Origin of the sequence: Citreicoccus inhibens (assembly GCF_019039035.1) — a bacterium.
Taxonomy (GTDB): domain Bacteria; phylum Myxococcota; class Myxococcia; order Myxococcales; family Myxococcaceae; genus Citreicoccus; species Citreicoccus inhibens.
In genome coordinates this window covers 590438-602861 of record NZ_JAHNZT010000001.1, presented here as the reverse complement: position 1 = coordinate 602861, position 12424 = coordinate 590438, and the positions used below count along the sequence as shown (strand labels likewise).

General features: G+C 70.0%; 9 protein-coding genes. 2 read left to right on the top strand and 7 right to left on the bottom strand.

Annotation, left to right across the window (positions count from 1 at the left end; translation table 11 throughout):
- Positions 1-13 precede the first annotated feature (13 nt).
- The 5 genes from KRR26_RS02365 to KRR26_RS02345 all read right to left on the bottom strand — a co-directional run bounded on the left by KRR26_RS02365 (position 14) and on the right by KRR26_RS02345 (position 8021).
- Entirely contained in the window at positions 14-715 is a 702-nt protein-coding gene (locus KRR26_RS02365) for a hypothetical protein (protein ID WP_217079010.1), read from the bottom strand.
- 21 nt (positions 716-736) lie between these two features.
- A complete protein-coding gene (locus tag KRR26_RS02360) occupies positions 737-2512 on the bottom strand; it encodes a hypothetical protein (RefSeq protein WP_217079009.1) in 1776 nt (591 codons plus the stop codon).
- A 37-nt stretch (positions 2513-2549) separates the two neighbouring features.
- Positions 2550-4457 (bottom strand): HEAT repeat domain-containing protein, encoded by a 1908-nt coding sequence (locus tag KRR26_RS02355; protein WP_120210291.1) that lies wholly within the window; start codon positions 4455-4457, stop codon positions 2550-2552.
- Positions 4458-4545: 88 nt separating this feature from the next.
- Positions 4546-6738 carry a hypothetical protein gene (locus KRR26_RS02350; protein WP_217079008.1) on the bottom strand — a complete coding sequence of 731 codons (2193 nt, stop codon included), beginning with the start codon at positions 6736-6738 and terminating at the stop codon, positions 4546-4548.
- Positions 6739-6953: 215 nt separating this feature from the next.
- Entirely contained in the window at positions 6954-8021 is a 1068-nt protein-coding gene (locus KRR26_RS02345) for a hypothetical protein (protein ID WP_217079007.1), read from the bottom strand.
- A gap of 189 nt (positions 8022-8210) precedes the next feature.
- On the opposite strand from KRR26_RS02345, the gene KRR26_RS02340 reads away from it, so the two are divergent.
- Together KRR26_RS02340 and KRR26_RS02335 are read left to right on the top strand one after the other, a co-directional pair.
- A complete protein-coding gene (locus KRR26_RS02340) occupies positions 8211-9140 on the top strand; it encodes a hypothetical protein (RefSeq protein ID WP_236068176.1) in 930 nt (309 codons plus the stop codon).
- A 31-nt stretch (positions 9141-9171) separates the two neighbouring features.
- On the top strand, positions 9172-10179 hold the full coding sequence (locus tag KRR26_RS02335) for an NAD(P)H-dependent glycerol-3-phosphate dehydrogenase (protein WP_120210293.1): 1008 nt from the start codon (positions 9172-9174) through the stop codon (positions 10177-10179).
- Positions 10180-10197: 18 nt separating this feature from the next.
- Here the strand turns inward: KRR26_RS02335 and KRR26_RS02330 are convergent, their stop codons facing one another.
- Together KRR26_RS02330 and hflX are read right to left on the bottom strand one after the other, a co-directional pair.
- Complete coding sequence (locus tag KRR26_RS02330; protein WP_120210377.1) at positions 10198-10614, bottom strand: hypothetical protein; 417 nt, start codon at positions 10612-10614, stop codon at positions 10198-10200.
- A gap of 94 nt (positions 10615-10708) precedes the next feature.
- Complete coding sequence (gene hflX / locus KRR26_RS02325; RefSeq protein ID WP_120210294.1) at positions 10709-12361, bottom strand: GTPase HflX; 1653 nt, start codon at positions 12359-12361, stop codon at positions 10709-10711.
- Between the last annotated feature and the right edge of the window lie 63 nt (positions 12362-12424).

Genomic DNA, 12424 nt, shown 5'->3' with positions numbered 1-12424 from the left:
CGGGAAGGGCGCTTCAGCAGTCGAAGCGGGCGTCGGTGCAGTTCTCGCAGGTGTTCAAGGCGCACTGGCGCGCGTCGTAGTCACTGAACGCGCGGATGTTGCGCCGCTGCACTCCCATGGTCGTGGTGGACAAGCACATCGAGAACGTCTGGAGCACGGCCGGGGCGGGGATGAGCGTGCCGCCCGGTGGCAGGGGCATGGTGCGCGCGCACTCCAACGCCTGCTCGGGCGTATCGGCGTTGATGTCCAGGGTGCTCTGGCCGCAGAGCTGACTGTCCCTCACGCCAATCACGTAGTGGTTGGCACCACCGGTGCAGTGGACCGAGGCCGCGCTGATGCAGCGATTCGTGTCCGTGTTGCACGTGAAGGTGTTCTCGCAGCGGTTGCCCTGGCAGCAGCGCTCGTTGAGTCCGCCGCAGTCGTTGCAGGTGTGCAGGCCGCTCGACTGGAGTTCACAGCTCAGGCCCGCCGCGCACGTCTCCGTCACGCCGGTGTTGCAGCACTGCTGCCCCGCGGCGCCGCAGGGCGTGCACGCGCCATTGTTGCAGGTGAGCGAGCCATCGCAGGGCGTGGCGCTGTCGGTGCGGCAGCATCCACCCTGCTGCGCGATGCGGGAGTTGTCACAGGTGGAGCCGCCACCGCAGCCGTTGCAGCCCGATGCAATCACCGCGCTGGCCGCCACCAAGAGAATGCAGTTCAGAAGAGAGTTCTTCATGGAAGGAGTACCGGGAAGGTGTCAGGGAGCGAGCAGGTAGAAGCCGACTTGGCCATCGCGCTGGGCACGGACGAGCACTTGTCCGGCGTCATCGAGGTCGAGCGCCTCCAGCACGGTCAGCTTCGCGTCGGGCCAGACGCGCGAGGTGAGGTCGATGAGGCCCTCGGCGGGGGTGTAGAGGAACGCGCGGCGCGTGCCGTCGGGCTTGCCGTCGTGCGAGGTGCCCACCACCCAGCCCGCCGAGTTGATGGCGGTCGCCACGCTGAACGGAAGCTTCGACAGCGAGCCCAGGTCCTTGAGGCCCTCCTTGGGCCGCGACAGGAAGGCGGTCCACGTTCCCTTCTCGGTCTTCGCGGTGCCCACCACCACACCCTGCTCATTGAGGGCGCGCGCCTCGCTCTCTCCGCCGCCCAGGTCGCCCAGGTCCTCGGCGGTGTCGAGGTACGCGCGGAACGCGCGGTGCCCCTTGCCGTTGTCATAGCTGCCCGCCACGACGCCGCGGTTGTTCACCGCGACCGCGGTGCTCCACTCGGCCTGGAGCGGCAGCGACCGCACCTCTTGCCCATCGAAGAGGAAGGCTCGCGTCGTCTTGCCCTCCGTCAGCGAACCCACCACGGTGCCCACGTCGTTGAGCCCGAGCGCCGTGCCCGGCTTCAACACGGTGGGCTTCGTCTTGAGGTTCGAGGTGTCGAGGAGGAACGACTGTGCCGTGCCGTTGATGAGGGCAGTGCCCGTCACCTGACCCCAGGCATTGAGCCGCGAGCCATCCACGCGCTCCGCGCCCATGAGCTTGGCGAGGCTGAGGGTCGTCCCCTGCGCGGTCACCACGACGTCCGAGCCGGCCTGCTGGCCCAGCACGTCGCCGCGCGCGTTGACACCGCGCACGAGCAGACACTTCTCGCACAGCACCGCCTTGATGTTCAGCCAGTCGGGGGACTTGAAGCAGAGGGGGCTCTGCTTCATCTCCACCAGTTCGGAGGCCATCGCGCCGCCGGACGAGGCGGTCAGTCGCGCGCTCCCCTCGAAGCCCGGTGCCACGCGCACGTCGAAGCGGCCACGCGTCAGCCCCTGGGCCAGGTACAGGCCCGCCACGGAGACCCCCGCGCCATAGCTGCTGGTGAAGTCCACCCAGGCTCCGCCCGTGGGCGCCGGAGTGCTGAGCGTCACCTCGCCGGAGAAGTACGTGGGCGCGCTGCCCAGGCAATAGCGCGTGGGGCGCAGCAGGGTGAGTCCGGACAGGCGAGGGCGCGGCAGCCCTCCGAACGCGGTGAAGGTGGAGACGGAGACGGCCTCGTCGAAGCTGGGGTGCCAGAACGGCCCGCTCCCCGCCACGCGCAGCCACGTCCCCCCGCCGAGCCGCAGCCGCACGTTGTAGGGGCACAGCGCGGTGCCGCAGGAGGGCGCGTCGGTGCCGTGCACCAGCTCCACGTTCGCCACGAGGTGCCCGTAGACACGCTTCAAGGAGTAGAAGCCGCCCAGGTCATAGGGCGTGGGCAGCCAGTCGTCGAAGTCCCACGTCACGGTGTCGCCGGAGCGCGCGCCCGTCATGTGAACCACGAGGTCGGACGCGAAGCCGAAGTCCTGTGCCTTCAGGACCAAGTTCAGCGTGCCGGCCGGCTTGGCAATCACATAGTCCGTCGCGCTGTACGCGTGGTTGTCAAAGGTCACCGTGGCGTGATTGACGCGCAGGCCGGCGCCACGGATGAGGTCATCGGCTGGGCTCGCGCGCGAGGTGCTGGAGAGCACCAGCGCCGAGAGCAACAGGCCAGGGAGGAGCGAGAGAGGTCTAGGTTTCATGCGAGGTCCGTCATGAGGCGGGAGTGGGACTGCGGACTCAGCGCGAGGCCACCAGGGCCGCCCGCGCGAGGAGCTGGAGCACGCGGGCGCGCAGGACGGGGTCCTGGCGCGCGCGCAGGGACAGGGCCTGGAGGGCCTGGACGACGACGGGGCCGCCGTCGAGCCGGCGCTCCAGCAGCGTCGCCACGAGCGACTCGGAGCCGGGGCGCAGCGCGCCGCCCACCACGACGTCGCGCAGCATCGTGAGCGAGGTCGCATCGAGCGGATGCTCCCGCAGCGAGTCGAGCGCCGCGGCCTGCACGCGCTGCTCGGGCGCGCGCGCCAGTTGCAGGAGCGTGGCGGTGGCGTCGGGGCTGGGCGTCTTGCGCAGGGCCGCGGCGGTGGACTCGCGCACGCCCGGGTCGGCCGCGTCGGCGAAGGGGAGCACGCGCGCGATGTTCTCGGCGAGGCCCGCGTTGCCCAGGGCTCGCAGATACGTGCGCTGCGCGTCGGGCGTCGCCGCGCTGGCGAGCCCCTCCGTCAGCACCTGGTTGTAGCGCGCCACCACGGTTGGATCCGCGTCCACGCTCAGATGCCCCACCACCGCGCCGAGCGAATGAGCGCTGGCGTCGCGCAGGCCCGTGTCGCTCTGCGCGATGGCCGCGGCGAGGTGGTGGGCGATGAAGTCCGCGGTCTCGGGAGTCGGGTGCGCAACGAGCCCCAGGCGCTGGAAGAGCAGCCCATGGGCCTCGGGCGTGCGGCGCGCGGCGGGGTCATCCACGAGGCGGCGCAGCTCGGCCTGGGCCTCGGCGTGGCCCGCGCCCACGAGCAGGTCGAGCACCAGCGCTTGTCCCGAGGGCTCGGTCCCCGGGTCCTGGAAGTAGACCGCCAATTCCTTGCATCGCTCGGGATGGAGCATCAGCAAGCCCGTGGCGCGCCACAGCCAGCGGCCATTCTCGGGCATCTCTCCCGCGTTGCCGTGGGTGAACAGGTCGTTGAGCAGCGTGTCGAAGGTCAACCCGTCCGCGCGCTGGGTCAGCAGCTTCTGCTCGGCGTCCGCGGACGTGTACAGCGCGCCGGGTTGGCGCACCTCGGAGCGCGACGCGAGGTCCAACTTGCCCGTGGGCTCGAAGCGCGTCACCGCGCGCAGGTGGAGCTGGAAGACCTCGCGCGTATCCAGGCCGTCTTCCTCCTCGGCGCGCACCGCCTCGTGATGGATGACGTCGGTCAGGTGCCCTTCGGGCGCGAAGGTGAAGCGGGCCTCGGAGGTCACCGCGTGCGGCGGTACTCCGGCGGGCGCGCTGTGGAACTGGGTGTAGAGGCCTCGCGTGCGGCGCAGCGTCAGCGACGCATCAGGAGCCACCGCGTAATGCGCGGACACATGGCCCAGGGCCGTGGCCTCGGCCGAGTCCCATGCTCCGGCGCGCGCTTGCTCCGGGGTGGTGGGGAGCGAGGGAAACGTCTCGGTGATGAGCCATTGGAGTGATTGCTTGAAGAGCTCCGGTGCGTCCGGGGCGAAGCGAATGGCGCGGAGCGTGCCCTGCGGGCTCAGCTCCACCCACGCCTCGTGCCCGTGGAAGGCCGCGGCGACGGAGGCATCGTCCGGCAAGACCTCCTGGCCCTGGAACTCCAGCGCGTGCTCCGTCAGGTCCTCGAGCGAGGCACCGAGGACGAAGCCGTCGTCATTGCGCTCGAGGGCGCTCAGCACGAGCGTGCCGGAGAGCCGCAGCTGGGCCTCCATCAGCGAGGGATTCCCTTGGCCCTGAGGCAGCAGGCTGGGGACGCGCTGGAGGCTCTGCCAATGCAGCGCATAGGCATAGCGCGTGCCGGGCACCCAGTCTGGTTTCACCGCGAAGCCTGTCGGCGCGCGAGCGGAGTCCAGGCCCAGGCGGGGGAAGAAGACAATCCCCAGGGCGAACAGCACGGTGGCCGCCACGAGGGCGACAAGAGAGGAATTGCGGAGCATGGGAGGTCCTCGGGCGATGCGGTGGGGCAGGGGCCCCGGAGCGCGAGGGAGCGCTCCGGGGCCAGGGACTGCGACTGCGGAGCAGCCGCTAGCGGAGCGAGGCCAGCGGCGTCTCGAACGAGTCGTTGAACAGCGTCGTGTGGTAGGCGAGGCCCGCCCACGAGGCCAGCTCGAGCTCACCGTAGTAGGGGCCGAGCGTGGCGAAGACGACGACCCGGCCCGACAGCGCCTCCAGGTTCAGCCCCATGGACGTGCCCGTGTGCAGCACGAGCATGGACGGGAACGTGGGGTGCGACGGCGAGGTGACGTACAGGCCCAACTGGCCCGTGAGCGGGATGTCCGCGCGCACCAGGTTCAGGGTGCCCATGATGCCCGCGGCGGCGATCCCCGGCAGCCCCACGGTCACGGAGGCGAGCGCATCCAGTCGCGCGAACGGCGTGACGTTTCCATTGAGGTCCACGCCCACGGTGTCATTGACGCAGTCGCGCGCCACGCCACCGTTGAGGCCGAGCTGCAGGCCCACGGCGCCGTTCAGGCCCGCGGTCACCGTGACCGGGATGAAGACGACGACGTAGGTGCCGCTGGCCGAGAAGATGGTGCCAGCGCGGGACGGGCTCGCCGAGACGTTGAAGCGCGCGGGGAAGTGCTGATCGTACGGGAAGGGCGCGATGTCCATGCCCAGCACGCGCAGGTTGGCCTGCAGGTGCACGCTGGCGGTCTCGGTCTCCCCCAGGGCGCTCGCGTTGATGACCTCGGCACGGCCGCCGAAGACGACGGCGTTCGCGGTGAAGCGTCCATACAGGCGCAGGTTCGCGTCACACATCCGCGGACCGGCTGAGTTGATGCCCAGGGGCGCGGCGCCGAAGTCCAGCCCCCAGCCTCCGGCATAGTCATACGCGAGCCCGAAGGTGTCGTTGCCCAGGAGGCTGTTGCCGCTGCGCTCGGCGCCAGCGCGGCGCAGGCCGGTGGAGGGATCGACCGGCGTGAGCATGCCCACGAGCTGGGCGGCATAGCGCGTGAGGTAGTCATCCAGCAGGGCCACGTTGAGGGTGCGGTCACCCTTCAGTCCATCGATGCCCAGCTTGTCCGAGTTGCGAACGAAGCTGTCCGGCCCGAAGTCATTGGCGGTGAGCGTCAGGCAGCGCTGATAGTCCGCCTGCCGGCGCGGGAACATCGCCGCGTCGAGCATCTTCTTGTAGCGGCGCGGAGACCAGTCGCACTTCGTGTTGGCGGCGAGGTTGAGGCAGCCCTGCTTGGCGCCGTCCTCGAGGCCGCGCTCGATGGCGGCGTCCATCTCATACAGGCTCTTGGCGGTGAGCTGGTTGAGCTCCTTGGGGTCCTGGTCCGCGGCCTTCATGCGCGCCAGCTCGGCCTGGTAGAAGCTCCACGCCTGGGCCCGGCGATCGAGCAGCGCGGAGAAGTCCTCCTGCTGCGCCTGGAGTCCGTTCAGCTCGTCCACGTGATAGTTGGCGAGCGCGGTGGCCAGGGTCTGGTGCCACTTGTCCGTGGCGACGAACCACGTGCGGCCCTTCGGGCTGACCTGCTTCACGAGGCTGTCGCTGAAGACATACGCCGTGGTCCCGTCGGGGTAGGGCCCGGGGGCGAACAGGTAGTACGCGTTCTTCTCCAGCCGCTGCGTCGTCCAGATGGGCGCGAGCGTGTTGCCCGAGCGGTCATACAGCTTGCGGTCCGAGATGCCGCCTTCCGCGGCATTGGCCGCGTTGAACACGGCGAGGTAGTCCGTACCGAACTGGCCCACGCGCGCTTCGAAGCGGCTGTAGTCGTTGTATTTCTCGTCGACGTATTCCTGGCACGAGGCGACGGCCTCGCCATTCCCAGCCCACTTGGTGAGCAGCTCCTGCTGGAGCTTGTCTCCCTCGTTGAGGTTCTTGAACTGCTTGCGATAGAGCTGCTGGTTCTTGAGGACGGTGCCCGCGAAGGTGTCCTCCAGGCCGGAGAGCTGATCCTTGGATGGATCGCGCGCCAGGTAGCTGGTGGTCACGACCTGGCCGCCCATGGACGCCGGGAGCTGGGACGAGCGCTTGGGGAAGGTCGAGAGCTTCTTCTTCCATTCCGCGGAGAGGATGTCGCCGCACTTCGTCTGGCTTTGCTGTCCGCAGGTGCTCTGCAGGAAGTCCATCTGCTGGCAGAGGGCCACCGTGGGGGTGGGGCACGTCTGGGCCAGCGCGGTGGCGCTGTGGAGCAGGGCCATCACGGAGGCGCCCGCCCACCAGACGCGGTGCGGTCGTGCCTTCAAGAGAGAGGCGAGGGTCGTATGCATGTGTCGTCCTGTTTGGGTCCGCGGCTCATCGAGCCGTGGCCGGACCCAAAGCAGGGCGCGTGCCGAATCACCGCGTGGTGCCTTCTCCCTCTAGGACCGCCAGCAGGACAGGCATGGCGTGTTGCCGTGAGGGCAACCCCTCGACGAGCCCATGTTGTCTCGCGAGCAACAGGGCCACGAAGGAGGCCCCATGGCGCGAGGTCTCGACGTCGCGACTACTCGTGCGCGCCGATGGACGCAGGCGCTCCCGCGTCGGCAGCCAGATGGGGGGCGACCTGTGCGTGGGGCGGTGTTGCGTCCAGATGCGAGCCCGCGTCGTGAGCACTCACGGCATGAGGTGATGCAGCCAACCCGCCCGCGTCACGCCCCGTCTCCTCTGTCGGGCGCACAGGGTGCGTCACGGGATGCGGTGCCGGCACGCCGCTGGGAACTCCGAGAACCGTCCCCGCATCCAGGCCGAGCGCACGTCCTCCGGTGGGCACGGCCCCTCCGCGCGAAGGCGTCACGGGCGCCGAGGGGACGGCGTTCGAGGGAGCGCCTGCGTCAACGAGACTCGGGCGCACCGCGGGCGCCGAAGTCGCGGGCGTGGTCGGACGGCGTGCGGGCGCGGGCGGCGAGAGGGCGGCGGACGGAGTCGGAACGTCGGGAGGCAGAAGCGTGTCCTCGCGCGAGCCCAGCGCGGTCGGTGCGCCAGGGAGCGGAGTGCCGCCTGTGCCCGTGAGCGCGGTGTCCTCCGCGGCGGACGCGGGGTGCGCGGCGCGCCCGGGATCCGAATGAACTTGCAGGGCGAGCCGCGTCACATCGAGCGCCCGCTCCGTGTCTCCTCCGAGCCACGTGACGACGACGGCGCAGGGCGAGTCATCATCCCAGGCCACCACCTGCGTCATGCCCTGCACTGGATTGCGGCGCGCCGCGGCGCGTCCCAGGGCGGGCACCTCGATGCCTCCCGCGTTCAGCGTGGGCTCGAGCAGCGCATGGAGGTCCGCGGTGGCGTAGTGCTCCTGGCAGTCATAGACGATGGACACCGTGGTCTCGGGCTCCGCCGCCGAGCGGAAGGTGCACACCGGTCCGCACGTCGGACACGCGCGAGACTCCTTCACGGTGAAGCCGTTGAGGGTCAGCTCGCGCACGTCGGCGGGGAACAGGGTCTCGCAGCCGGGCAGCGTCACGGTCCCGGGCCGGCCAGGCACCGAAGCCGCGCCCGCATCCGCCTCCGTGCCAGCGCGCGGCTTGCACGCGCTCAGCGCCAATGCGAACAACAGTGCGCCCCGTCCAACCCTCATCCCGTCGTCTCTCCTCGGTTTCGCACCGAACGCGGGCGCGGATGGTAGACCGGGGAGGGTGCCGCGTGGCCACCCATTGGTGGGGACTCGTGGCGGTTTCCGGAAGGCCGACGCACGGCCGGCTGGCCCACGGGCGAGCCGCCCTCGTTTCCCTGGCGCGCCGTGGACTAAGCTGCCGGCCGCGTTCCCATGCGTGCCTCCCGACTCCTCCTCCTGCCGGCCCTCCTCCTCGGACCGCTCGCCCGCGCGCAGACGCCCGCGTCGCCGAGTGCCTCGGGAAGCCGCGCTCCCGCGGAGTCGTCTCCGTCCAGCGCCGTCGTCGATGACGACTCGTGGCAGGCCTATCCCGGCCCTGTCTCGCCGCTCCCCGAGGCGCAGGTCACTTCGTCGGCCCCGCCCACCCCCCCACCCGAGGGCCCGTCCCCATCGACCTTCGTCCTCCCCGCGCCGCCCCCGTCCGCCTCGGACGAGGTGCTGGCCGCCGGCCCGCCGCTGGAGCCCAATCGGCTCGGACTCCTCGGGGCTCGCTCTTCGGGAACGGGGCGGGTCCTGGTGGGGCTGCTGGTGGGCTTTCCCTTCTTGTCCGCGCGCGCGGTGGTGGGCGTGCTCCCCCAGCTCGACGTGGCGCTGGGCGTCGACAGCGTCTACGGAATGATGAACGAGGGCCGGTTGGGCGCGCGCCTCACGCTGCTGGACGGCGTGGACAACGGTCGCGCGGCGCTGGGGTTCGTGGTGGAGGGCGGCCGTGCGCTGTTCCTCCGCCCGGCCGAGGCCGAGGAGCGGGGCGCGCGCTACTTGAGCGGGCGCCGCAACTGGAACCTCCAGTCCGGCGTGGTGGCGTCATGGCAGGGGCAGTCGCCGCGCGCGAAGCGCCTCTTCCTGGACCTGCGCTACCAACTCGCCTGGGACACCGAGCCCCTTCAGCGCACGCCGCTGGGGGGCCTGCCTCCCGCGTCGACGACGACGGGCGCCTTCCTCGCGCGCGCGGGCTTCGAGTCGCCCATCACCGCGAGAACTTCCTACGTGCTGTCCTTCGGCGGCGACTTCCACCGTCGCGCGGCGGGCAGCGCTTCGTTCATGCCGGCGATATCCGTCGGCGTGGTCTCGGCCCTCTGGTGAGGCCCGCTTTCTCCACGACAAGAGGTCATCCATGCGCGGCAGTGTGATTGGCTCTGGCTCATTCGGTACGGCGCTCGCGAACGTCCTCGCGGTCAACTGCGAGCGCGTCCAGCTCTGGGGGCGCGAGCCAGGCACCGTCGAGGCCATCAACACCCGGCACGAGAACGCCACCTACCTTCCCGGCATCCCCATCTCCGAGCGCGTGCACGCCACGACGAACCTCGAAGAGGCGCTGACCGGCTCGGAGCTGGTCGTGCTGGCCACGCCCAGCCACGCCACGCGCGAGGTGATGGCGCGCGCCAAGGCGTTCCTGCCGCGCCACGTGCCCATCATCACGGTGTCCAAGGGCATCGAGAACGAGTCGCTCCTCACGATGACGGAGCTGCTCGAGGACTGCCTGCCCGAGGAGTTCCACCCGTACCTCGCGGTGCTCTCGGGCCCCAGCTTCGCCAAGGAGCTGGCGCGCCGCATGCCCACGGTGGTGACCATCGCGTCGCACTGGGACAAGGTGGCGCTGCGCTGTCAGAAGGCCCTGCAGACCGAGACGTTCCGTTCGTACACGTCCAACGACGTGGTGGGCGTGCAGTATGGCGGCGCCCTGAAGAACGTGATTGCCATCGCGGCCGGCATGGCGGACGGCCTGGGCATGGGCCACAACGCGCGCGCGGCCATCATCACGCGTGGCCTGGCGGAGATCACCCGGCTCGCGGTGCGCAAGGGCGCCAACCCGCTCACGCTCTCGGGCCTCTCGGGCATGGGCGACCTGGTGCTCACCTGCACGGGTGAACTCAGCCGCAACCGCCACGTGGGCATGGAGCTGGGCAAGGGCCGCAAGCTCCCGGACATCCTCTCGCAGATGAAGGAAGTGGCCGAGGGCGTGAAGACGGCCAAGAGCGCGCGCGACCTGTCGGTGAAGACGGGCGTGGAGCTGCCCATCTGCCATCAGGTGTACTTGATTGCCTACGAGGACAAGAACGCCCGCACGGCCGTGGTGGACCTGATGACGCGCCAGCCGAAGTCGGAGCTGGCGGGCGTCTGAGCGGGGAGGGCGCGGACCTCAGGCCCGGCGCACGTTCGCGTCGGGCGCCGCGCCGCGCACGCGCCACACGGTGAGCCGCTGGGAGTTGGTGTGGCTCAGCACCATGCCCTCCTGCTGCATCTGCTCCAGCAGGCGGTTCGTCTTCAGGCGGTCCAACCCCACGGCCTTGGCCAGCACGTCGCCGGGCAGGCCGCTGATGTTGCGCCGCAGCTCGTTGACGATGGCCTTCTTGAACTGGTTCTTCTGGAGGCCGTCCAGGTCCTGCGTCCTCCACGCCTGGAGGATGCCGGCGGCGATGATGACGAGCGTCAACACCGCGATGGCGGGGTAGATGATGTGGCTGTTCTGCTCCAGGAACTCGAAGTACTTCGGGGACAGGGACGAGACCGGCTTCACGTACTGCGGTCCCGGGTCCTGCCCCGGCAGCCCTTCAATCTGAAGCGTCAGCAGCGGGACGAGCAGGCTGAGCGGATTGGACACGGCTCCCCGACTCTAGGGGAGCCCTCCGCCGCTCGCAACCCGCCCGCCGTCAGACGACGCCAATGGCCTCGGAGGCGCCTTCCGCGAAGAGCGTGGTGTCCGCCTTGGCCAGCAAGGACTCCAACCCTTCGCGTCGAGCCGCGCTGATGGCCACGCCACCGCGTGAGCGCAGCAGCGCCTCCAGGTCCTCGGCGCCCACGAGGTCCGCCTTGTTCCAGACCATGAGGCGCGGCTTGTCCATCAGCCCCAGCGACTCGAGGATGGCCTCGACGGCCTCCACCTGCTCGTCGCGCGCCGGGTCTCCCGCGTCCACCACGTGCAACAGGAGGCTCGCGTCGTACAGCTCCTCCAGCGTGGCGCGGAAGGCGGCGACGAGGTCCTTGGGCAGGTCCCGGATGAAGCCCACCGTGTCGGTGATGATGACCTCGCGCTCCGTGGGGAAGCGCAGGCGGCGGCTGGTGGGGTCCAACGTGGCGAACAGCTTGTTCTCCGCCAGCACCTCGGACTGGGTGATGGCGTTGAGCAGCGTGGACTTGCCCGCGTTGGTGTAGCCGACGATGGAGATGACGGGCAGCTCGCGCCGGTTGCGCTGGGCTCGGCGCACGCTGCGCTCGCGGCTGACCTGGTCGATTCGCTTCTCCAGGTGGGTGATGCGGTCGCGCACGCGGCGGCGATCGATCTCCAGCTTCGTCTCGCCAGGGCCGCGGCCGCCAATACCACCCGCGAGCCGGCTGAGCGAGTCGTCGCTCTGCACCAGTCGAGGCAGGCGGTACTTGAGCTGCGCCAGCTCGACCTGGAGCTTGCCCTCGGCGCTCTGCGCGCGCTGCGCGAAGATGTCGAGGATGAGCTGCGAGCGGTCCAGCACCTTGAGGCTGGTCGCCTCTCCGATGTGGCGGCCCTGCGACGGGGTGAGGTCCTTGTCGAAGATGAGCAGGTCCACCATGGACTGCATCGAGCGCAGGTTGAGGTCCTCCAGCTTGCCGCGCCCGATGAGATAGCGCGGGTCCGCCTCGCGGCGAACCTGGAGCATGCTGTCGATGACCTCCACGCCCGCCGTGCGCGCCAGCTCCTTCAGCTCCGCGAGGCTCGCCTCGGCGCGCGCCCGGTTTCCATCCAGACACACCGCCACGAGGATGGCCTTCTCCCGACCGCTCACCGCGCGCGCGGCGGCCTTGCGGCTGAACTCGTCCTCGAGCGCATTGAGCGTGGCCGCGAGGTCGGGCTGCTCGACGTGCACGCTCGGCAGGGTGGTGACCTGCCAGAACTCGCCGGTGCCGTTCTCCGGCACGAGGTGGGCGTAGTGCAGCACGCCCGGCAGTCCCTCGTCGCCCACGCCGATGGCGGCCACGCAGTCCAGGCGCAAGAGCGCGAGGTCCGTGAGGTCGTCCTTGGTGAGGGGCTCGCTCTTCAGGTGGGTGTGGACCAACCGGAGGCCACGCAGACGCACCTGCCCAGCGCGCGCGCGGCCAATGTCCGGAAGCTCCAACTTGTGGGCGTTGCCCACGACGACGTCCTCGATGTCTCCCTTGCGGTTGATGAGCACGCCAATCTGCCGGTTCGTCTCACGCGACAGCTCGGTGAGGTGGCGGGCGAGCTCGGGCGACACGATTTCATGCGGCGACACGCGGCGCCGGTAGGTGTTGCGCAGCCGGTGCTGCTCGTTCGCCTTGAGACCCAGGGTGTTGCCGAAGATTTCCTTCAAACGTTCGCTCTCCTGGCCGGGGCGAGTGGCCCGAGCCCCTTCCGGAACTTCCGATGGACCGCG

Excerpts from the sequence above, each read along its gene's own strand:
- KRR26_RS02365 (WP_217079010.1), bottom strand. The coding sequence starts at position 715 with ATGAAGAACTCTCTTCTGAACTGCATTCTCTTGGTGGCGGCCAGCGCG.
- KRR26_RS02360 (WP_217079009.1), bottom strand. The coding sequence starts at position 2,512 with ATGAAACCTAGACCTCTCTCGCTCCTCCCTGGCCTGTTGCTCTCGGCG.
- KRR26_RS02355 (WP_120210291.1), bottom strand. The coding sequence starts at position 4,457 with ATGCTCCGCAATTCCTCTCTTGTCGCCCTCGTGGCGGCCACCGTGCTG.
- KRR26_RS02350 (WP_217079008.1), bottom strand. The coding sequence starts at position 6,738 with ATGCATACGACCCTCGCCTCTCTCTTGAAGGCACGACCGCACCGCGTC.
- KRR26_RS02345 (WP_217079007.1), bottom strand. The coding sequence starts at position 8,021 with ATGAGGGTTGGACGGGGCGCACTGTTGTTCGCATTGGCGCTGAGCGCG.
- KRR26_RS02340 (WP_236068176.1), top strand. The coding sequence starts at position 8,211 with ATGCGTGCCTCCCGACTCCTCCTCCTGCCGGCCCTCCTCCTCGGACCG.
- KRR26_RS02335 (WP_120210293.1), top strand. The coding sequence starts at position 9,172 with ATGCGCGGCAGTGTGATTGGCTCTGGCTCATTCGGTACGGCGCTCGCG.